Origin of the sequence: Roseovarius maritimus (assembly GCF_043355895.2) — a bacterium.
In the GTDB taxonomy this organism is placed as follows: domain Bacteria; phylum Pseudomonadota; class Alphaproteobacteria; order Rhodobacterales; family Rhodobacteraceae; genus Roseovarius; species Roseovarius maritimus.
This window is the reverse complement of record NZ_JBHFPF020000001.1, coordinates 563368-584410: the sequence shown is the minus strand read 5'-3', so window position 1 is coordinate 584410 and position 21043 is coordinate 563368. Positions and strand designations below refer to the sequence as shown.

The window sequence follows — 21043 nt, the reverse complement described above, 5'->3', positions numbered from 1 at the left end:
CCTTAAGAGTGCAGCCCAAGCGCCTCACGCCGCAGCGTTTTTATTCGCGGCGCTCTTTGACTTGCCATCATTCGAATCGATGAATTCCAGCACCAGGGGGCGAATGTTGTTCCGCCAGCTGCTGCCCGCAAAGATACCGTAATGGCCGGCCTCCGGCTCAACATGGCTGTTTTTCTTGCTGTCCGGCAAGCCGGTCAGCAGATCCAGCGCGGCGATGCACTGGCCGGGAGCCGAGATGTCGTCATAGCCGCCTTCAACCGTCATCACCGCCACACTGTCGATCTTGCCGATATCGACGTGTTGGTCCTCGATCATGAACTCGTTTTGCGCGATTTCACGCGCCTTGAAGATGCGCTCGACCGTCGAGAGGTAGAATTCGGCCGGCATGTCCATGACGGCCAGATATTCGTCGTAGAACCGGTTATGCCGGTCGTAATCGCCCGCCTCACCGCGGGCAACTGCGGTGATCTGATCCCTGAAGGCGGTGGCGTGCTTTTCGCTGTTCATCGAGATGAACGACGCCAGCTGCAAAAGGCCGGGATAGACCATGCGCCCGACGCCGGAATATTTGAACCCCACGCGCTGCAGCATTGTCTGCTCAAGCTGGCCCATTGTCACGCGGCGGCCAAAATCGGTGACTTCGGTAGGGGAGGCGTCCGGATCGACCGGGCCGCCGATCAGGACCAGCGAACGGGGCTGCGCCTTGGGGTCCTCCTCGGCGAGATAGGCGGTGGCGGCCAGCGCCAGCGGCACGGGCTGACAGACGGCGACGACATGAGTGTCCGGCCCCATCTCGCGAATGAAATCGGCGAGGTAGAGGGTGTAATCCTCTACGTCGAACTTGCCGGCGCTGACCGGAATGTCGCGGGCATTGTGCCAATCAGTGATATAGACCTCGCAATCGACCAGAAGGCTCTTGACGGTCGAGCGCAGCAGCGTCGCGTAATGGCCCGACATGGGCGCGACCAGCAGGATCTTGCGCGCCATCTTGCGCCGGCCCGGGACCGAGAAATGGATCAGATTGCCGAACGGCTTTTCAACCACGGTGTCGATGCTGACCAGATGATCCTTGCCGTCCTCGCAGGTAAAGGTGCGGATGCCCCAATCAGGCTTGGTCACCATGCGGTCAAATGTGCGCTCGGTGACCTCGCCCCAGGCCGAAAGCCATTCGAAGGCAGGGTTTGGCGTCATGCTGAAGATGGGATAGGATGCGAGGGAGAGGGCCGTTGCCCCGAGCCACTGATTGGCGTTGCGAAAGGATTCCATCATGTCATAGGTGGCCATGTAGCGCATTCGGTCTCCTTCAGGGCTGGGCCCATCAATCTAAGTGGTGCAGCGCGCATCCCGAGGGCGCCGCGCGGCAATGCTGCAAGGCAGAAACTTAAGGTGTAAAAAGCGATATGGCAACGGATCAGCGCAGCAAGGCGGAAAATGACGGTGAAAATGCCAAGGACCAGGGCGAGACCCGGGAGCGGATGGCAGCCAATCTGGCGAGGGTCGAGGACCTGTCACAGCGTTTGATAGCTGCACTTGCGCAGCGAAATCCGCCGAATGCGACGCTGCATGCGCCAAGTCAGGAAATGTTTGCCAAAGCCGCCGCCTCCTACTGGACCGAGGCGATGGAGAATCCTGCCAAGCTCTATGAGAATCAGGTTGCTTACTGGAGCGAATCTGTCCGCCAATTCATGGACGCGCAGCGCCTGATGATGACCGGCGCAACCGCCCCGGCCGAGGACGCCCCCCGCGACAAGCGCTTTGCCAACCCGCTCTGGAGCACGCATCCCTATTTCCGCTACATCCGTGAGCAATACGAGCTGAATGCCAAGGCCGTTGCCGATGCCGTGGCCGAGGCGAGCGATCTGGACCCGGTCGAGAAAAAGCGTCTCGAGTACTTCTCGAAGCAGATCATCGACATGATGGCCCCCACCAATTTTCTTGGCACCAATCCCGACGCGCTGGAACGCGCCGTCGCCACGGAGGGCGAGAGCCTGGTGAAAGGTCTGGAAAACCTCGTGGCCGATCTCGAGGCCAATGGCGGTGAGATGGTGGTGCGCCTTGCGGATGAAAACGCTTTTGCCCTGGGCGAGAACATCGCGACCACACCCGGCAAGGTGGTCTACCGCAATGACCTCATGGAATTGATCCAGTATGCGCCCGCGACGGAAGAGGTGCATGAAATTCCGCTGATCATCTTTCCGCCCTGGATCAACAAGTTTTACATCCTCGATCTCAAGGAACAGAACAGTCTGATCAAGTGGATCACCGAGCAGGGCTATACCCTATTTGTCGTCAGCTGGATCAACCCCGATGCCAGCCTCGCCGATATCGGGCTGGAGCAATATATCGAGGACGGCTACCTGACCGCGTTTCGCGAGGTGCGCAGCATCACCGGGGCCAAGAAGGTCAACACGATCGGATATTGCATCGCCGGTACGACACTGGCACTGACGCTGTCCCTGATGAAGCAGCGCGGCGACAAGTCGGTCAACTCGGCCACGTTTTTCACCACGCTGACGGATTTCGACAATCAGGGGGAATTCACGCCTTTCCTGCAGGATGATTTCGTCAACGGCATCGAGGCCGAAATCGACGCGCAGGGTATCCTGCGCTCGTTCATCCTGGGCCGCACAATGAGCTTTCTGCGCTCGAACGATCTGATCTATACGCCCGCCATCCGCAGCTACATGCTGGGCGAGGCGCCGCCCGCCTTCGATCTGCTCTACTGGAACGGGGACGGGGCCAACCTGCCGGGCCGCATGACACGCCAGTATCTGCGGGGCCTGTGCCAGAAGAACCAGTTCGCCCGGGACGGGTTCGAGTTGCTCGGCCATACCCTGAAGCTGAGCGATATCGACGTGCCGCTCATGGCCGTCACCTGCGAGACGGATCACATCGCCCCATGGAAGGACTGCTTTCGCGGGATGGGTGAGACTTCGTCCAAGGACCGCACCTTCATCGTCTCGCAATCGGGGCATATCGCGGGCATCGTCAATCCGCCCTCCAAGAAGAAATACGGCCATTACACCAATGGCGACTGGACGGGTAATGCGGATGAATGGATGGAAGCCGCCGAGTTCCACGAGGGCAGCTGGTGGCCCCGTTGGGAGGCATGGCTGAAGCCCCGCTCGGGCAAGCTGGTCCCCGCGCGAGAGCCTGGCGATTCGAAGCATCCGGCCCTTGGAGATGCCCCCGGCGACTATGTGCGACGCCGCGCGCCGCGCTGAAAATCACGCTACGTCAACGTCTTGGTTGAAAAATGCTGCGACGCAGAAAAAACCCTTGAAATGCCGCGCCGCAGCATCCATATTCATGTCAGACGCAGAACAGGGCGAACGGTATCGCCCCTAATCCAAGGAGCTACACCATGGCCAAAGCACAAGACATGAATTCGATGATGAAAGACATGATGGGCGCATTCCCCGTCGACACCAAGTCGATGGAAGACGCGTTCAAGAACCAGGCTGCCCTCAGCGAGAAGCTGTCCGGCGTTGCCCTGAACGCAGCCGAGAAGTCGGCCGAGATTTCCAGCGCATGGACCCAGTCGACACTGGCCAAAATGCAGGAAATGACCAAGGCAAAGGCCGAGCCCGCTGACTACGCCAAGGCAATGAGCGATTTCGCTTCCGCCAACGCCGAAGTCGCAGCCGAGAACATGGCTGCCTTCGCTGAAGTCGCCAAGAAAGTCCAGATGGACACCGTCGAGCTGATGATGAACGCAGGCCGCGACATGCAGGAAGACGCGTCCAAGGCCGTCAAGAAGGCGACCGACGACATGTCCGCTGCTGCCAAAAAAGCAGGCGTCAAGCAGTAAGAACACGTCACCTACACACATCCCTCCTCCTCCCGATCAGGGGGTGTGGTGACGATAGGGCGGGCCGCCATGCGGCTCGCCCTTTCTTTTTGCGCGCGCAGCGCCTAGGCTGTGCTGCACTGCTGCATAACCTCGGGAGGCTCGCAAAGTGGCTGAGAACGGCAAACCCCTTTTGATCAAACGCTACGCCAGCCGGCGCCTCTACAACACCGAGACGTCCGACTACGTCACCCTCGAGGATATCAGCCAGTTCATCCGCGACGGGCGCGACGTGCAGATCATCGACCTCAAATCCGGCGATGACCTGACCCGGCAATACCTGCTGCAGATCATCGCCGATCACGAAAGCCGCGGCGAGAATGTCCTGCCGATCAACGTGCTGAACGATCTGGTGCGCAGCTATACCACCCAAGCAACCAGCGTCGTTCCGGAATTTCTCGCCGCCAGCTTCGAGATGCTGCGCGACGGTCAGTCCAAGATGCTGACCAACATGACGCAGGCCAACCCCATGGCGAGGATGCCCGGCATGGAGGCCATGCGCGCCCAGCAGGAGGCCTTCGTCAAGGCGATGACCGGCGGCATGGGCGGTCTTGGCGGCATGTCGGGGCGCGAGCCCGAGGAGAGCGAGCGCAAGGACAGCGATCTTGACGATATCAAGGCGCAGCTGGCCGAATTGCAGCGCCAGCTTTCGCGGATGGGCAAGTAGGCCGTCATGGCAGGCAGCCCCGGCCGCATCACGCTCTGGGGGATCGAAGTGTTCATGGCGGCGGCGGACGAGCGGTCGATTTCAGCCGCTGCGCGCCGCCTCGGCGCCAGCGCCTCGACCGTCAGCCAGCAACTCAGCAATCTTGAAGCCGCCGTCGGTGCGCCCCTCTTGGAGCGCAGCGCGCGGCCGCTGCGCCTGACCCGCGCGGGCGAGATCATGCATCGCCGCGCCCAGACCATCCTGGCCGAGGCAGCGCAGGCCAAGGCCGAGTTGGCGATGGCCGATCTGGCGCGTCTGACCCGCGTGCGCCTTGGAATGATCGAGGATTTCGAGGCCGACGTCACGCCCCGCCTTTTGTCCCACATGGCGGGCGAGCTGACCCAGTGCCAATTCCTGCTGGAGACCGGGGCGAGCCATATGCTGCATGACCAGTTGGACGCGCAGCGCCTTGATATCGTGGTTGCCGCGCGGCTGGGCGAGGGCGCCGATTGGGCCGAGACGCATCCACTGATGCGCGAGGGTTTCGTCGTGGCGGCGCCCAAGGGCCGCATGGACCCCGCCGCGGACCTGCTCGAACAGCTCAGGCGCACGCCTCTGGTGCAATACACCACCCGGCACTACATGGGCCGCCTCATCACCGCGCATCTGGCGCGCAGCGCCGCGCCCATCCCCCACCGGTTCGAGCTGGACAGCTACCACGCCATCCTCGCCCTTGTGGCGCAGGGCAGCGGCTGGACCATCCTTCCGCCCCTCGCGCTGATGCGCGCGCGCCGCTTTGCCGATCAGCTGGACGTCATGCCGCTGCCATTCGCACCGCTGACCCGCACCATCGCCCTGACCGCGCGCCAAGGTGTGCTGGGCACGATGCCCAGCGATGTCGCGTCCATTCTCAAGCCGATCCTGCAGGAGGCGATCGTCGCGCCCGCGCTCGCGCGCTACCCGTTCATGGCCGGGGCGCTGACCCTGCTCTAGGGCCGCGCCCCAGGCTTTTTCTTGGTGAAAATACCCAAATCCACCGCTGCCGCGCGCGGCTCAGGTGCCATAGGCGCGCGCGCTGCCCATCACGTCATCCACCGCGCCCAGGATGGCCGAGGCGATGGCATCATGCTGCGCGCGCGTCAGGCGCGCGGGCAGGCGGGTGTCGCAGGCGCGGCCCAGCATGGCGCGGGTCTGGGGCAACTCGGGCGTGGGTCCTTCGATGAACTGCCAGTTCCAGAAGGCGCGCGCATTGTCCTGGCTATGGCCAAAGATCTGCACCTTGACGCCCCGCGCCGCCGCCGCCTCGGCAAACGCATGGGCGGCATCGTCACCCATGCCGACAAGGTTGAACTGGATCGAGTCGGGCGCACGCTCTTCCGGCGCCAGCGGGGCGGGCACGCTCAGCCACGGGCTCTGGTCCAGCAGGGAGGCGACGTAGTCGTGCCCCGCGCGGCCATCGCGCACGCGGCGCGGGATCTCGTCCAGCTGGGGCCGGATGATCGCGGCGCTCAGGTTGCTCAGGCGCAAGTTGTAGAGCGGCAGTTTGTTCTGCCAGCGCCCGAACGCTGCTTTCAGCGCGTTGTCGCCATGGGCCAGATGCTTGGACCAGTTGTGCTCGTACGCGCCGGACATTATGATCGCGCGCGCCACGAGATCGGCGTCGTCGGTGATCAGGATGCCGCCTTCGCCCGCGTTCAGCAGCTTGTAGGACTGAAACGAAAAGCAGCCGATGCGCCCGATCGTGCCGATATTGCGCCCGTGCCATGTGGTGCCCAGCGAATGCGCGGCGTCCTCGACCACGGGGATGGCCCGCGCATCGCACAGCGCCATGATCGCGTCCATGTCGGACGTGTGTCCGCGCATGTGGCTGATGATGACCGCGCTGATATCGCCGTCCAGACGCGCCTCGAAATCGGCCATGTCGATGCGATAATTCTCGCCCACCTCACACAGGACCGGCACGCAATCGGCATGAATGACCGAAGACGGCACGGCGGCGAAGGTGAAGGCGGGGATCAGCACGCGCGCGCCCTTGGGCAGGTCCAACGCCTTCAGCGACAGGAAGAGCGCGGCCGAGCAACTGCTGATTGCAAGTGCATAGCGCGAACCCATGAGCGCGGCGAATTCTGTCTCAAGCAAAGCTACGGGCGAGTCCTGCGGCGCGGTGTAGCGAAAGAGATCGCCCGACGCCAACATGGCGTCGATGGCCGCGCGAGCGGCCTCAGGGATCGGCTCGGCGTCGTAGGTGTTGGGCGGCAGGGCGCTGTCGGACATGATTTCACCTTTTCCGAAATGTATTTTCGGGAAACATAAATCTTTGTCCGCGAGACCGAAAGCCTTATCTGCGCCAAGCCCGCGTCAGTTCGTCTAGAAACTGCGCCACATCCCCAGTTTCACGCCGAAATCCTCAGCGTCTATCAGGGCGGTGGTGAGCCCGACTTCCATGTGGTGCCCCGGCGCCACCTGCCAGACGACCGAACTGACGAGGCGCAGGAAATCAGGATCGACCAGCGGTCCGCCCTGCTGTAGCTGCGTGATCAATTTGGTCTCCTCCCAGAGATTCAGGCCCAGCGTCGCGTCGATGGCAATGTCAGTGTCATTCGGAATGATACGCATCCGTGTGTCGACGTTCCACCAACCGCCCAACTCGCCCCAACTCAGCCCCTTGCCCACCGAAAGTCCCGGCCGCAGGGCAGGCCCATGTTCCAGCGTGCCGGCGCCCAGCTCGAACGCTATATGCAAACCATCGCGCGCCAGTGGCATCAGAACAAAGGCCAGCGCCTTGTGATCGCCAAACTCGTCACTGCCCAGATCGAGGCCGATGGTCAGGTCGGGATTGATGCCGTATTCGGCGTAGATGGTGCTATAGCCGGTGGTCTCCGCGCCGTCCTGTATCTTGATCGTCCAGGACAGGAACCCGTCCCCGACATCGCGCAGCCACGCGCCCGCCATACCGCGCGCAGGCGCGAGAGCAAGGAGGAGGGTGAGGATCAGAAGCGCGCTGCGATGCATCCGCTCAAGTTGATTAAACTTGGTAAAGGAACGGTTAAGCGCAGTGCGCTTTGTGATGCCAACTTCGGGTGCTAGACTGCCCCCAAAAGGAGAGTCCGCCATGCCCAGCATCACCTATCCCAGCCCGCATCAGAGCGTTGTCACCACCTTCGAGATGACGCCCGGCACCTGCCAGGATCTCATGGACGCGCTGATCGACGCCTATGATGCGTTCATCTCGCACCAGCCCGGCTTTATCGCGGCAGGGCTGCATGTAAACGACGCCCAGACGCGGATCGCCAATTACTCGCAATGGGCCCGGCGCGAGGATTTTCAGGCGATGCTGCGCACTCCCGAAATGCGCCGCCGCAACCGCGAGATCAGCGCCCTGTGCAAAAGCTTTGAGCCCGTGATGTATGACGTGGCCGCAACATTCGAGCCCCCGCAAGCGGACTAGACCCCCAGCCGGTCGCGCAGCGAGTACCACGTCATCGCCAGCATCAGGAGGGGCGAGCGTAGCGCGGCCCCGCCCGGAAAGGGCGTCGCCGGCACGCGCGCCATCGTGTCAAAGCCTTGTGCCTCGCCCCGGACGGCATCGGCCATCAGCTTGCCCGCGTGGGTGGCACTGCCGACGCCGTGGCCGGAATAGCCCGAGGCGCTCAGCATATTGGGGCTGAGGCGGGCGAGGTAGGGCATACGCTTGATCGTGATGGCCAGCGTACCTCCCCAAGCGTAGTCGATCTGAACATCTGCCAGATGCGGGAAGATCTCGGTCATCGGTTTGCGCACCAGCGCCTCGATATCAGCGGGAAACTTGTAGCCATAGCTCTCGCCGCCGCCGAAAAGCAGGCGCTTGTCATGGCTGAGGCGAAAGTAGTTCACTACGAATTTCGTATCCGCAACGGCCACATCGCGGGTTAGAACGCGCGCGGCCTCGTCGCCCAAGGGCTTGGTCGCGGCGATGAAATTGTTGATCGGCATGACGCGGCGGGCCACTTTGCCGTTCAGTCCGCCCAAGTAGCCATTGCAGGCGAGGATGACGTGATCCGCGCTGATCCGGCCGTCCTTGGTATGAAGCGTTACGCGCGCGCCCTCGTTGATTTGCGTGACTTCGCTTTGCTCGTAGATCCGCACGCCGGCCGCCTTGGCCGCACGGGCCAGACCCAGCGCATAGCGCAGCGGGTGCAGATGCGCCGCGCCCATGTCGAGCGTGCCGCCGTGATAGGCGGGCGAGGGGCAGAGCGCGTGCATCGCATCGCGGTCCAGCTTCTCGATGTGCTCATAGCCATAGCGCGCCGCCAGATGATCGGCATAGGCATGCTCGTGCGCCATTTCCTTGGCGGACATGGTGGCGTGGGCGACGCCGGGCTGGAGGTAGCACTCGATGTCGTGCCTGGCGATCAGGGACTTGGTGAGCGCCTTGGCCTCTTCGGCTAGCTCCCACAGCTTGGTGGCATCGCCATCGCCCATCAGCCGCTCGAGCCCTTCCTGATCCATGCGCTGCCCGCTGCCCAGCTGGCCGCCGTTGCGCCCGGATGCGCCGAATCCAACGCGCTGCGCCTCGATCAGGGCCACGTCCATGCCGGCCTCGGCCAAGTGCAGGGCGGCCGAGAGGCCGGTGTAACCCGCGCCGACCACGACGACATCGGCCCGCGCCTCGCCGCGCAGCGGGGGGCAGTCGGGCAGCATGTCCGACGTGGCGGCATACCAGCTGGCCGGGTAGGCGCCCGGCGCATCATTCGCGTGCAGAAGATTCAGCGCCATGGGTCACACGTTCAGCAGCAGATGCTCGCGCTCCCAAGGGGAAATCACCTGCAGGAATTCTTCGTACTCGGCGCGCTTCACGATGGCATAGACGCGGGCAAATTCCGGCCCCAGCATTTCGTGCAGCTTGGGCGCATCCTCGAAAAGGTCCAGCGCGTCGCCGAGAACCTGGGGGATATCGCTTTCGCTTTGATAGCTGTCGGTCTTGCACTCGGGCTCGGGCATCTGCTGTTCCTCGAGGCCCAGAAGACCGCAGGCAAGGCTGGCCGCAATCCCCAGATACGGATTGCAGTCCATGCCCGCGAGGCGGTTCTCGACGCGCCGCGCCTCGGGGCTGGCCAGCGGCACGCGGATGCCGGTGGTGCGGTTGTCGCGCCCCCAGTCCAAGTTGATGGGCGCCGCGTGGTCTTTGACATAGCGGCGGTAGGAATTGACGTAGGGCGCCAGCACCGCGATGGAGCTGGGCAAGTGCCGCTGCATCCCGCCGATGAAGTGGTAGAAGGCATCCGTTTCCTTGCCATCCTCGTCGGTAAAGACGTTCTTGCCGGTCTTCTTGTCTAGGATCGAATGATGGATATGCATGGCCGAACCGGGCTCTTCGGCGATCGGCTTGGCCATGAAGGTGGCAAAGCAGTTGTGCCGCATCGCGGCCTCTCGGATGAGCCGCTTGAAGTAGAACACCTCGTCGGCCAGCCGCACCGGATCACCATGGGCGAGGTTGATCTCAAGCTGGCCTGCGCCACCTTCCTGCGTGATGCCGTCGATCTCGAAGCCCTGTGCCTCGGCGAAGTCGTAGATGTCGTCGATCACGGGGCCAAATTCGTCCACGGCGGTCATCGAGTAGGCCTGCCGCGCGGCGGCGGGGCGGCCTGAGCGGCCCATCATCGGCTGGATCGTCTGTCCCGGATCGGTGTTTCGCGCGACCAGATAAAATTCCATTTCCGGCGCGACCACTGGTGTCAATCCGCGCTCTTCATACGCCGCGACGACGCGCTTCAGCACATTGCGCGGCGAGAAGGGGATCGGGTTCATCTCGCGGTCGTAAGCGTCGTGGATCACCTGCAGCGTCCAGTCGCCCGTCCAGGGTGCGGCGCTGGCGGTGCTCATATCCGGCTTCAGGATCATGTCCTGTTCGATGAACCCTGTCTCGCCCGCGGCCTCGCCCCAATCACCGGTGATCGTCTGGTAAAAAATCGAGTCCGGCAGGTGGAAATGGCTCTGCTTGGCGAATTTCGAAGCTGGCAGGGCCTTGCCGCGCGCGATGCCGGGCAGGTCCGAGATGATGCACTCCACCTCGTCGAGGCGCTTACCCTCAAGGTATTCGCGCGCCGCTTGGGGCAGGTTTTCAGTCCAGTCGGCCATTCAGGCACCTCTTTTCAGAAAGGCCGCCAGGCGGCCTGCGATGGTCTCGTGATGTGTCGGTCGGTCCAGCTGTGCGATGGCGGCGTCCAGCAGATCGTCCGGGACCAGACCGCGTCCGCGGCTTTCGGCCAGGCGGCCGACGAACTCGGCGGTATGTTCGGGATGGGGCTGCACCGTCAGGATGCGGTTGTCATAGACCAGCGCGGCATTGTCGCAAAACTCGTTCTGTCCGATCACCGTGGCCCCTTCGGGCAGGCGCGTGACCTGGTCCTGGTGCCAGGCATTCAGCGCCATGGGCTGCCCGTCGATGATGTATTCATGCCGGCCCACGGCCCAGCCCTTGGAATATTTCTCGACCATGCCCCCCAGCGCCTGCGCTATGATCTGGTGACCAAAGCAAATGCCGACCATGGGCCGCCCATCGGCATAGACCTCGCGGATGAACTGTTCCAGCGGGGGGATCCAGTCATGCGGCTCGTAGGCGCCATGTTTCGATCCGGTTATCAGCCAGCCGTCGCATTCGTCCACACTGGCAGGAAATTCGCCATCGACCACGGCATAGGTCCGGAAGTGCAGACCGTGGCCTTGGAACAGATCCTCGAACATCGAATCGTAGTCGCCCAGATCAACCTTGATGTCTTCGGGCGAGTGGCCGCAAAGAAGGATGCCGATGGTGGTCGCGCCTTCCTCGGGAGTCAGCGAAGGGTGGGGGACAGTCACGGGGGCCTCATAATTTGATCAAATTCAGGGTAGCGCAGCAAATTGCGCCGGGCAAGGTGTTTCGGGCAAGGTGTTTTGCGGGCGCTTACACCTTGTCCAGATATGTCTTCCAGTGGTCGGCCTCGTCGATCTCGCCCATCACCGCGATCTCCTGCCGCTTGGTCTGCACGAAGTTGCGGATAAGGCGCGGCTCGAAAATGCGCGGCATCAGCGGATCGGCCTCGAAGAGGTCCACCGCATGGGTCCAATCGGTCGCCAGTTGCGGCAGATCCTGACCATAGGCGCTGCCCGTCAAGGGCGGGCCGGGGTCCATCTCGTCCTCGATGCCGACCAGCGCCGCCCCAAGAATGGCGGCAAAGCTGAGATAGGGATTGATGTCGCCGCCCGCAACACGGTGCTCTATCCGGCGGGCCTTGGGGCTGCCGCCGGGCACGCGGATGGCCGCCGTGCGGTTCTCATACGCCCAGCAGATGGCGGTGGGCGCGTGCGCGCCCGGGGTCATGCGCGCATAGCTGTTGGCATGGGGCGCAAAGATCAGGGTCGAGCCCTGCATCGCGGCCAGGCAGCCGCCGATGGCATGGCGGAGTGTATCGGTGCCCTTGGGGCCGCCATCGTCAAAGACGTTGTTCCCGTCCTGATCCAGCACCGAGAAATGCATATGCATCCCGTTGCCCGAATCCAGCGCGAAAGGCTTGGCCATGAAGGTCGCCGCGCTGTCAAAGCGGTAGGCGAGGCCGCGAATGAGTGATTTGAAAAGCCAGGTGTCATCCGCCGCGCGCATCGCATCCTGATGGTTCAGCGTGATCTCGAACTGGCCCACACCCGCCTCGGAGGTGGTAGTCTGCGCTTCGATCCCCATCGCCGCGCAGGCGTCGTAGAGGGCCGACAGGAACGGATCGAACGCGTCCATCTGGCTGAGCGACAGGATTTCGGAGGCGTCGATGCGCCGTCGGTTGCGCGGATCGCGCACATGGCGCAGGCGCTTGCCGCTGTCATCGACAAGGGTGAATTCCAGCTCGGTCGCGGCCATCACCGTCCAGCCGCGCTCGGCATAGCGGTCCAGCACGCGGGCGAGGGCATGGCGCGCATCGCCGTAAAAGGGCGTGCCGTCCTCGAAATACATCTGCATCGGAACCAGGGGCTGCTCGCTGTCCAGCCATGGCAGAGGCACCGGCCCACGCGAGGTAGGGCGCATGATGCCGTCGGCGTCGCCCGTCTCGAACAGCAGCGGGCTGTCCTCGATATCGGCGCCCTTGATGTCGACATTCAGCACCGAGAGCGGCATCCGCACGCCGTCATTTTCAAGACTGGCAAAGTAGCTGGCCGGCATACGCTTGCCGCGCATCTGCCCGTTCAGATCACAGGCGGCCACGCGAAACGTGGCGAAATTGTCGATGCTCATGAGGTATTCCTTCCCTTTGGAAGGATTGATTCACCGGATAAGGTTTGGGCGCAACCTCATTCTGCGGCGCGCCTCCTGCGGCAGGTGCCGGTTCAGCCGCCGCCCGATGGCACCCATCACCGTGATCACGCTGAGCGTCAGCAGGATGAAAAAACCCGCGAGAATGGGGTAGGGGATGAAAGGATTGAACGTCTTGTCGGCAAAATAATTGGCGTAGTAGAGCGCATCGCCCCGCTGCTGCCATGCGGGAAATCCACTGAGGAAAACCAGCGTCGTGGCGTGAAAGAGAAAGATCGCCTCGTTCGTGTAGGCGGGCCAGGCGAGGCGCAGCATGGTCGGCCAGATGATCTTGCGAAAGCGGGGCCAGCCCGAGAACCCATAAGCATCTGCCGCCTCGACATCGCCCTTGGGGATGGAGCGCAAAGCGCCGTAGAAAATCTCGCCCGAATAGGCGGCGGTGTTCAGGATCAGCACCACCAGCGCGCCAAGCGCGGCCGAGGTGAAGGGATCGAAGATGGCGCTGACGCCCTTGAGGCTGAGGAAAAGGAAATAGGCGAAAAAGAACTGGATGAAGAGTGGCGAGCCGCGCAAGACGAAGATGAACCACTCGCTGGGCTTGCGCAGCCAAGCCGAGCGCGCGCCCTTGCCAAGCGCTACGGCGATTGCGATGCAAAAGCCGATCAGCACTGCGATGACGCCGAAATAGATGTTCCAGATCATGCCCGAGCCGATCAGCGTCACCTGCTGGCAAAGCGTGAAATCTCCGCGCGGCAATAGCCGCTCGCCATAGCCGAGGCTGCGAAAGGCATAATCCTGGATGGTCTGGAGGCAGGCGCTCATGCCGCCGCCCTGCGCTGCGCTTCGCCGCCCGAGGTGGCCTGGCCATGGGTGAGGCGGGTCATCAAACGCTCCAGCCAGATCTCGGAAATGCGCGTGAGGATCAGGTAGAAGACAAGGAGCGCGAGGAAATACCAGACGCGCCAATCGCCATGCGGATAGGCCGTGTAGCGCGGATTGGCGGTGCCCCCCAGCTCGCGCGCCCAATAGACGATATCCTCGACCCCCAGTAGGAACAGAAGCGGCGTCGCCTTGACCAGCACCATCCAGAGATTGCCAAGGCCGGGCAGGGCATAGACCCACATCTGCGGCACGAGAATGCGGCGAAAAGTCTGGTGGCGGTTCAGGCCATAGGCCGCCGCCGTCTCAAGCTGTGCGCGCGGAACGGCGCGCATCGCGCCGAAGATGACGTTGGCGGCGAAGGCGCCGAATACGATGGCAAAGGTCAGTACGGCGAGGCCGAAGCCATAGACCTCATGCACCCATTGCGCGGCATTGCCGAGGGGCAGCTTGGCCTCGGCGCAGACGATGAAATCGGCGCCTTGCCGGATGGGCTCATCCCAGCCGGGGCAGAGGATCTTGTGCCGGACCCATTCAAGCCCCTGATCGAGGGCGATCACGAAGAAGAGGAAATATACGATATCGGGCACGCCGCGTACCAGCGCGATATAGCCCTGGCCCAGCCAGCGCAGCGGCAGGATGCGCGAGCGCGCCGCCACCGCGCCGCCAAAGCCGAAGGCCAGCGCCGCAGGGGCGGTAATGGCCAAGAGCAGAAGGACCGTGCCGAAGCTGAGATAGAAGCCCATCTGCTTGCCGGTGGTCAGGTAGCACGCGAACCAGCGAACGGTGCCGAGCGTGTCGGGGTCGGTGCAGAAACTGAACATGGACCTCCCTTCCGAACCTTGCGCGCGCGGCGGCCGTGGATTTTGAGTATTTGGGGACCAGTGAAAGAGGGGGACCTGCGCCCCCCTCGATCCGGTGTCTTAGAACGTCGCGGCGCCGTCGAGCCACTTCTCGATCAGCGCGTTCAGCGAGCCGTCCTCTTTCATCGAGTCGATCGCGTCCGAGAATTTCTGGTTCAGCTCGGTATCGCTCTTGCGGATGCCAAGCGCCATGCCGTCGCCCAGAAGCACGTCGTCCCCGACGATCATCAGGCCGTCATCCTCTTCGACGACCGGCACGGCATAGGCCTTGTCCGAGAAGGCCGCGTCCGCCTCGCCGTTGCGTACGGCGGCGATGGTTTCCTCGGGGGTCGGGAATTCCAGCAAGGTCGCGCCGGAGGACGCGATGTGGCTGGCCTGAATGGTGCTGGCCTGCGCCGCGACCACGGTGCCCTCGGCGGTCAGGTCGACGCCCTCTTGCATGACAACATAAGAGGAGGGGTCGGGCTGAGTGTAGTTCGAGGTAAAGTCGATGTCCTTCTTGCGCTCGTCCGTGATGGACATGCCGGCGATGATTGCGTCGTAATTGCCCGAGACGAGGTTGGGGATGATGCTGTCCCAGTCATTGGTGACCCAGGTGCAGGTCAGATCGGCGCGCTTGCACAGCTCGTCGCCCAGCTCGCGCTCAAAGCCGTCAACCTCGCCGGCGTCATTGACGAAGTTGAACGGAGGGTAGGCGCCTTCGGTGCCGAGGCGGACGGTGTCCTGCGCGGCGGCGGAGCCGGCGGCAAGGCTGGCCAGAATGGCGGCGGTGATGAGGGTTTTCATATGGTATCTCCCTATGGTGGTGGTTGGTTGAGTGTGATGCACGAACATGGTTCAGGTGGCCATGGTCGAGCTGAGAAACTGCTGAAGGCGCTCGGATTTCGGCGCGGTGAAGAGCGTTTCGGGATCGCCCTCTTCCTCGACCAGACCCCGGTGCAAAAAGACGACATGATCGCTGACATCATTCGCCATCTTCATGTCATGGGTCACGATCATCATGGTGCGACCCTCGGCTGCCAATTCCTTGATCACGCGGATGACTTCCTGCTCCAGCTCGGGGTCGAGGGCCGATGTAGGCTCGTCGAAGAGAAGCGCCTCCGGCTCCATCGCGAGCGCACGGGCGATGGCGGCGCGCTGCTGCTGGCCGCCCGAAAGCTGCGCGGGAAAGGCATCGGCCTTGTCGCCGATGCCGACTTTTTCCAGATACTGGCGCGCAGATTTCTCAACCTCTGCGCGGGGGCGGCGCAGCACGGTCACGGGCGCTTCCATCACGTTCTGCAGGATCGTCATGTGCGCCCAGAGGTTGAACTGTTGGAACACCATGGCAAGGTTCGTGCGGATGCGCAGCACCTGGCCCGGATCGGCGGGATGGCGATGCGCGCCGGTGCCCTTCCACCTGACAGGCTCGCCCTTGAAAAGGATATCGCCCTGCTGGCTGTCCTCCAGCAGATTGGCACAGCGCAGGATGGTGGATTTTCCCGAGCCCGATGAGCCGATCAGCGAGACGACGTCGCCGCGACGGGCGGTCAGGTCAACGCCTTTGATGACTTCGAGCGTGCCATAGGCCTTGTGAAGGTTCGAAATCTCGATAACGGGCGGGTCTTGGGGCAAGATGGGGTCCTGATGCGGTTGCGGCGGGCGTGCAGAGCAGTAGGGCCGAAAACCGGCAATGATGCAATGTGCAATTCTGCGGCGCCGGCGGGACGGGTTCGTACCGGGATATAACTCGGTCCTGTTCGGGTCCATGGGTGGCCGAGGCACGGATACGGCCAGATAAGTGGCTTCGGGCGCCTGAACGATACCGAAAAGGTTCAGCGTTTTTTGTCGTTCCGCCGCCAGCGCTCAGAGGGATGCTGCCACGCGCTGGCGCGCCGCAGCGCTGTCGACATCGCTGACGCCGAGCAGGCTGGCCGCCATGCGCAGAAGCGCGTTTTCCTGATCGGCGCGGTCGCCATCGGCCAAAACGACCTGCCATAGCGCCTCGATCACGGCGGTGCGGTCCTCATAGGGCACGGCGTCCTTGATCTGGCGGGTAAAGCGGACGGTGTCCGGCGCCTCGGCTTCGGCCGCTTCGGCCTCCTTGCGGAGCGCCTTGGCTTCCTCGGGCGTCATGGCATAGCGCGCCGACAGGATGCGATCTATGTGCTCGATTTCGCTTGGGGCGTAATGGCCATCGGTGCGCGCGGCGCGGACCAGAAGGGCTGCCACCGCAAGGCGGGCATCGGTGTCGGTCAGCGGCTGGTCCTGCGCCGCAGTGAGACGTTTGAAGAAATCTGCAATCATGCGTGAGGATATAATGCGGCGGCGTGCCGCGGCCAATGGGAAATATCAGGGTGGCTTCGCAGGCACTGACCGGACGGTGACTTTGGTGCCGATACTGTCATCCTGCGGTCACGGCATGAAACAGATAATTGGCGGCGTCTCCAATCCTCGGCGACGAGGTCGAGGACGCTATTCTCCTTCTTTGTATGGCCGAGGCGGATGCGCGCGTGAGATAAAAGCTGTGTATCTGAAGCCGTGCTCTTCCCCACCATCATCATTCCAGAAGTCGTATGGGATAGTTCAGGCGTACGCTAGCTGTGAAGAATGGCATCACTTGGACGCTGATGAACATTTCGGCTCAAGGAGGAAATGCTGGCGATCAAAGCAATTCACTGTACAGTTGAAACACTTGCGCAAGGCGAAGCGCAAGCAATGTTCTTATGATCCGCGCGTTTCCAGAAATGCAGTAATTGAGGTTCTTCCCGAATAGCTTTGTCCAGGAGGGGCGGATGCACAGAGCAAACTGGTCGAGCGCCGTGAAGAGTTGCTATCTGTTTTCCGGCGCGGAGCGGCAAAGCATCGAAGCGTTGGCCGACGCCAGCCGTGTCTTGAAGAGTTCTGCGGGTGAAACGCTGTTCCAGACCGGAGACGCTGCGGACGGGTTGCGGATCGTGCTTTCGGGGCTTGTCCGGATCTGGATCGCGGATGGCGAAGGGCACGAATTGACGTTGGCCTTGATGGAACCGGGCGATCCCTTTGGGGAAATTGCGCTTCTTGACGGCCTGCCGCGCACAGCCAATGCAACGGCGATCGAGCGTTCGGACTGTCTGATGTTGCCCTGCAAGGCGATGGAGGAGGTGCTGGCGCGCGATCCGTCACTTGCCCGCCATCTGATCCAGCTTCTGTGCGAGTTTCCGCAATAGAAACTGGCCGATCCCATGGCGCGATGGCCCGCTGCCATCATCAGGCGATCGCCAGCCTCCTTGGCCATTTCCCACAGGGTCTCGCCATGCTCGAAAGCCTTGGCGTAGCGCGCGCCGAGCAGGTGATACCGCATCAGCCCGTAGGTCACAGGGAATATGGCGAAACTGTCCTTCTGGTTGCGCGCCAGTTCACGAGCGCGCTCATAAGACCGGTTGACGTTCTCATGGGAGTATCCCAGCGCTGCGGCCTGGGGGACGGCCAGCATGACAAGAAGTTCAACTTCCTGGGCATCTCGCTCATCGCTTTGCGTAGTCCTGGCAAGTGCCGCCAGAGCGTTTTCCAGATGGTTGATTGCCTCGAGGCTTGCCGAAGACGCCATTGCGCGCTCGGCCGCGGTCACGAAATATGCCAGCGCTTTCTGGTGCTCGCCGCCGGCTGCAAGGTGGTACCCCAGAGTTTCCGGCTCGTTATTGCAAAGCTTGGGCATATGATCTTCCAGCGCAACGGCGATGCGTCGATGGCACTCGCGCCGTGCGGTCTTGAGGAGCGGTTGATAGGCTGCGTCCTGGACAAGCGCGTGTTTGAACTCGTAGCTGACCTGGGTTGCGCTCCCGTGGCGATAGATGAGTTCCGCGTCGAGCAGTTGCTATAATGCGCCGCGCAACTGTTGATCGCGGTAGCCTGACACGAGGCGCAGCAATTCGCGCGAGAACCGCCGGCCTATCGTGGCTGCGATCTGTGCGATTTCCTTTGCAGAGGGAGACCTGTCGAGACGCGCTGTCAGCGAATCTTGTAGTGAGGCGGGAATGGCGTGCTCCACATCCGAGCCGCTCATCTGGTAGTGGCCATCAAGATCCTGGACCCACCCCGACTCGAGAACCATTTGGGTGAGTTCCTCGGCATAAAGGGGAATGCCGTCCGCCCGCTCGACGATCTGATCCATCAGACGCTTCGGCAATTGCTTGCCGCCGGTCATGGCATTGATCAAAGAGACGACGTCGGACTTGCTGAAGCGATTGAGTGAAAGCGACGTGACATAGGAAAGGTTTCGGAAGGGCGCCTTGTAGTTGGGCCGGAAGGACAGCAGCATCAACCACCGCTTGTTCTTGAGCTGCTCAATGAATTGCGCGATGACTTCCAGCGTTGTCGGATCGCACCAGTGAACATCCTCGACCTCCATCAGCAGCGGCTTTTCCTCTGCCATGGATGCGTAGAAGTCGAGCACGGCGGCAAAGGTCGCTTTCTTGAGGTCCTCCGGCGCAAAGCCGAGCAGTTCGGCCGTCGCAGGCGTATCGATACCGAGCAGGTAACACAGCGCGGCGACGTGTACCTGCTGATCCTGCGACAGTGTCTCCTTGAGTTTAGCCAGCTTGTCTGCGGCCAATGCATCCTTGTGCAGGCCAAGCCTCCCCTGCAATTCTTCCACGATGGGATGCATTGTCGAATGGAGGTGAAAGGCCGAGCCGAAAAATCGGACGATGTTCACATCCTGATCGGCAAGCTGCCGATTGAAGCTGTGAAGAATGCATGACTTCCCGATCCCCGCCTCTCCGCTGAGCATGAGTACCTGACCGTCACCGTTTTCGGCGGACGACCAGTGCTGGCAGATCAGTCCAAGCTCGGCCTTTCGCCCTATCGGACGGCTGGCCTTGTCCCGCTGGGTGGTGGAAACGGTCGTGCCATCGAACATATCACCAGTAAGCTGCAAAGCAGCTTACCGGCTTCGAAAATCCTCTGAGCGAACGGGCACCAAGTTCGGTGTAATCGAAAAGCTCCCTGGTGAGTTGGTAGGTGGACTTGCTGACGACGATCTGGCCGGGCTGTGCAACGCCCTGCAGGCGAGCGGCAAGGTTGGGCACTTCGCCGATCACGGAGAGTTGCTCGCCCAACGCGCCCGCACCGTCACTGCCCACCACGACCTGGCCCGTATTGATTTCGATGCGAAGGTTCAGTGTCACGTTCAGCGAGGACAGCTCCGAATTGCCGCCGTTGATCGCCGCCAGCATGGCGATTGCCGCGCGGACCGCGTTGCCCGTGGAATGCTCGTAGGCAACGGGATAGCCAAACATGACATTGATGCCGTCCCCCAAAAACTGCATCACCGTTCCGTCGTGGCGCGCAACGATCTCGCTGCAGGTCGAGCGATAAGTGGCAAGTATGCTGCGGAGGTCTTCGAGGTCGAGATCTTCGGCAAGACGAGTGGAGCCGACGAGGTCACAAAAAAGAACTGTCAGCTGGCGGCGTTCTGCCGCCCCGAACATGGCGTCACGGGGCTGCCGCGCGGCAGCAGGCTCTGGGGCTGAGTATTTGATGAAGTCAGTGCCGACAGCTTCTGCATGGTCCGGTGCGGCAAAAGGGTGTTCAGGCTCCGCCGCAGGATTTTCGGTACGAGTTCCGCATTCCGGACAGAATCGAAGGTTGGGCTGGAGTTGAATGCCGCATGCGCTGCATGCCGCGACTGTGGGTAGCCTGTTCCCGCACTGGTCACAGAACCTCGCACTGTCATCGCACGCGTTATTGCAAGCCCCACATAACAACAGAACTTAAATTCCCGCTATGATTTCCCTTACGTAAACCTTGCGTCCCAGAGCGACATTGATCAACCAAAGAATGCGCCCACCGAATACCGGAATCCGATATCGCACCTTCGAGCGAAGATGAATCTGAGCTCTGAAGGCCCGCATTCAGGGCAGCTGGATGCGTTAAGGGCGGAGGTGGTTTCAGCGAGGAGAAATGGTGCGCTCCGGCGCCAGGGATCAAAGTGGCGCGGCACGCAGTTTTGCGCCATCGCAATCGGCCTTGGAAAGGCCAAGCGCCTCGCGCACCTGCAAAACGATGCCCATTTCGGCGTCGCTGGGCACGCCATCGGCCAGCATGACCTGCCAAAGCGCCTCATGCGCCTCGATCCGGGCCTCGAAGCTGACCGTTTCACGGATCAGAAGCGCGAATTTTCGCGTGCTGGGCGCCTCGGCTTCGATCTTTTCGCAAGTGGCGCGCATCTTGGCGGCATCGACCGGGCCAAGTCCGTTGAGACGGGCAAGAAGTTTGTCAATGCGGCTGATCTCGGCAAACTGGTAATCGTCGTCGGATTTGGCGACGCGCACCATCAGCGCGCCGAGGGCAAGGCGAGCATCTGGCTCTGGGAGGGGGTCGGATTGATGCCCCTTGAAGAGGTTGAGAATACGGGTCAGCATATCCTGACGTTTACCGCGTCTGCGCAGCAGGGCAAGCGTTTTCATTGTCACCTCGGCAGCCTTTACATTTGGCCGCCCAGACGAGCGGCCGACGTCGATGCTGCAAAGTTTTTCGAATTGCCCGAATGGTGCCACATGCAGACCGCGGTCGCACCCGAATCGAGG

General features: G+C 62.2%; 22 protein-coding genes and 1 pseudogene. 7 read left to right on the top strand and 16 right to left on the bottom strand.

The features are described 5' to 3' along the window. Positions 1-24 precede the first annotated feature (24 nt). Positions 25-1293, bottom strand: coding sequence for a polyhydroxyalkanoate depolymerase (gene phaZ / locus ACEWPM_RS02830; RefSeq protein WP_393960960.1), 1269 nt, complete (start codon positions 1291-1293; stop codon positions 25-27). A 182-nt stretch (positions 1294-1475) separates the two neighbouring features. Between phaZ and ACEWPM_RS02825 the strand changes: the two genes are divergently transcribed. From ACEWPM_RS02825 to ACEWPM_RS02810, 4 genes are all read left to right on the top strand, one after another. Continuing rightward, on the top strand, positions 1476-3224 hold the full coding sequence (locus ACEWPM_RS02825) for a PHA/PHB synthase family protein (protein WP_393961007.1): 1749 nt from the start codon (positions 1476-1478) through the stop codon (positions 3222-3224). Positions 3225-3364: 140 nt separating this feature from the next. Next, entirely contained in the window at positions 3365-3811 is a 447-nt protein-coding gene (locus tag ACEWPM_RS02820) for a phasin, PhaP (protein WP_393960959.1), read from the top strand. A 148-nt stretch (positions 3812-3959) separates the two neighbouring features. Further along, positions 3960-4517 carry a polyhydroxyalkanoate synthesis repressor PhaR gene (gene phaR, locus ACEWPM_RS02815; protein ID WP_393935060.1) on the top strand — a complete coding sequence of 186 codons (558 nt, stop codon included), beginning with the start codon at positions 3960-3962 and terminating at the stop codon, positions 4515-4517. Positions 4518-4523: 6 nt separating this feature from the next. Continuing rightward, positions 4524-5489, top strand: coding sequence for a LysR family transcriptional regulator (locus ACEWPM_RS02810; RefSeq protein ID WP_393960958.1), 966 nt, complete (start codon positions 4524-4526; stop codon positions 5487-5489). A gap of 60 nt (positions 5490-5549) precedes the next feature. On the opposite strand, the gene ACEWPM_RS02805 is transcribed toward ACEWPM_RS02810, so the two are convergent. Both ACEWPM_RS02805 and ACEWPM_RS02800 read right to left on the bottom strand, forming a co-directional pair. After that, positions 5550-6770 (bottom strand): DegT/DnrJ/EryC1/StrS family aminotransferase, encoded by a 1221-nt coding sequence (locus ACEWPM_RS02805; protein ID WP_393960957.1) that lies wholly within the window; start codon positions 6768-6770, stop codon positions 5550-5552. 93 nt (positions 6771-6863) lie between these two features. Next, positions 6864-7508: a hypothetical protein gene (locus ACEWPM_RS02800; protein ID WP_393960956.1), complete on the bottom strand. Its 645-nt coding sequence runs from the start codon at positions 7506-7508 to the stop codon at positions 6864-6866. Positions 7509-7608: 100 nt separating this feature from the next. Between ACEWPM_RS02800 and ACEWPM_RS02795 the strand changes: the two genes are divergently transcribed. After that, the gene (locus tag ACEWPM_RS02795; protein WP_393960955.1) at positions 7609-7944 is read left to right on the top strand and encodes an antibiotic biosynthesis monooxygenase family protein; all 336 of its coding nucleotides are present in this window, start codon (positions 7609-7611) and stop codon (positions 7942-7944) included. Here ACEWPM_RS02795 and ACEWPM_RS02790 read toward each other — a convergent pair. From ACEWPM_RS02790 to ACEWPM_RS02750, 9 genes are all read right to left on the bottom strand, one after another. Further along, complete coding sequence (locus ACEWPM_RS02790; protein WP_393960954.1) at positions 7941-9251, bottom strand: NAD(P)/FAD-dependent oxidoreductase; 1311 nt, start codon at positions 9249-9251, stop codon at positions 7941-7943. The genes ACEWPM_RS02795 and ACEWPM_RS02790 overlap by 4 nt on opposite strands. Positions 9252-9254: 3 nt before the next feature. Next, positions 9255-10613, bottom strand: a complete 1359-nt coding sequence (locus tag ACEWPM_RS02785; protein WP_393960953.1) for a glutamine synthetase family protein — start codon at positions 10611-10613, stop codon at positions 9255-9257. Beyond that, the gene (locus tag ACEWPM_RS02780) at positions 10614-11333 is read right to left on the bottom strand and encodes a type 1 glutamine amidotransferase (protein WP_393960952.1); all 720 of its coding nucleotides are present in this window, start codon (positions 11331-11333) and stop codon (positions 10614-10616) included. Positions 11334-11418: 85 nt separating this feature from the next. Continuing rightward, positions 11419-12735, bottom strand: a complete 1317-nt coding sequence (locus ACEWPM_RS02775) for a glutamine synthetase family protein (protein WP_393960951.1) — start codon at positions 12733-12735, stop codon at positions 11419-11421. 30 nt (positions 12736-12765) lie between these two features. Further along, positions 12766-13575 (bottom strand): ABC transporter permease, encoded by an 810-nt coding sequence (locus tag ACEWPM_RS02770; RefSeq protein WP_393960950.1) that lies wholly within the window; start codon positions 13573-13575, stop codon positions 12766-12768. Next, positions 13572-14456 carry an ABC transporter permease gene (locus ACEWPM_RS02765; RefSeq protein ID WP_393960949.1) on the bottom strand — a complete coding sequence of 295 codons (885 nt, stop codon included), beginning with the start codon at positions 14454-14456 and terminating at the stop codon, positions 13572-13574. The genes ACEWPM_RS02770 and ACEWPM_RS02765 overlap by 4 nt, the downstream gene beginning before the upstream one ends. A gap of 99 nt (positions 14457-14555) precedes the next feature. Beyond that, entirely contained in the window at positions 14556-15281 is a 726-nt protein-coding gene (locus ACEWPM_RS02760; RefSeq protein WP_393960948.1) for a transporter substrate-binding domain-containing protein, read from the bottom strand. Between the two features lie 51 nt (positions 15282-15332). Next, complete coding sequence (locus tag ACEWPM_RS02755; protein WP_393960947.1) at positions 15333-16109, bottom strand: ABC transporter ATP-binding protein; 777 nt, start codon at positions 16107-16109, stop codon at positions 15333-15335. 231 nt (positions 16110-16340) lie between these two features. Continuing rightward, on the bottom strand, positions 16341-16781 hold the full coding sequence (locus ACEWPM_RS02750; RefSeq protein ID WP_393960946.1) for a tellurite resistance TerB family protein: 441 nt from the start codon (positions 16779-16781) through the stop codon (positions 16341-16343). A gap of 488 nt (positions 16782-17269) precedes the next feature. Between ACEWPM_RS02750 and ACEWPM_RS02745 the strand changes: the two genes are divergently transcribed. Both ACEWPM_RS02745 and ACEWPM_RS02740 read left to right on the top strand, forming a co-directional pair. Further along, positions 17270-17683, top strand: coding sequence for a Crp/Fnr family transcriptional regulator (locus ACEWPM_RS02745; RefSeq protein WP_393960945.1), 414 nt, complete (start codon positions 17270-17272; stop codon positions 17681-17683). 86 nt (positions 17684-17769) lie between these two features. Next, positions 17770-18336 carry a hypothetical protein gene (locus ACEWPM_RS02740; RefSeq protein ID WP_393960944.1) on the top strand — a complete coding sequence of 189 codons (567 nt, stop codon included), beginning with the start codon at positions 17770-17772 and terminating at the stop codon, positions 18334-18336. On the opposite strand, the gene ACEWPM_RS02735 is transcribed toward ACEWPM_RS02740, so the two are convergent. The 4 genes and pseudogenes from ACEWPM_RS02735 to ACEWPM_RS02720 form a co-directional block, all read right to left on the bottom strand. Next, positions 18331-19374 carry an ATP-binding protein gene (locus ACEWPM_RS02735; RefSeq protein ID WP_393960943.1) on the bottom strand — a complete coding sequence of 348 codons (1044 nt, stop codon included), beginning with the start codon at positions 19372-19374 and terminating at the stop codon, positions 18331-18333. The genes ACEWPM_RS02740 and ACEWPM_RS02735 overlap by 6 nt on opposite strands. 1 nt (position 19375) lies before the next feature. After that, entirely contained in the window at positions 19376-19945 is a 570-nt protein-coding gene (locus tag ACEWPM_RS02730) for an adenylate/guanylate cyclase domain-containing protein (RefSeq protein WP_393961006.1), read from the bottom strand. Between the two features lie 144 nt (positions 19946-20089). Then, positions 20090-20221: pseudogene (locus ACEWPM_RS02725) on the bottom strand (double zinc ribbon domain-containing protein); the annotation flags it as partial. A gap of 219 nt (positions 20222-20440) precedes the next feature. After that, positions 20441-20923: a tellurite resistance TerB family protein gene (locus ACEWPM_RS02720; protein WP_393960942.1), complete on the bottom strand. Its 483-nt coding sequence runs from the start codon at positions 20921-20923 to the stop codon at positions 20441-20443. Positions 20924-21043 lie beyond the last annotated feature (120 nt).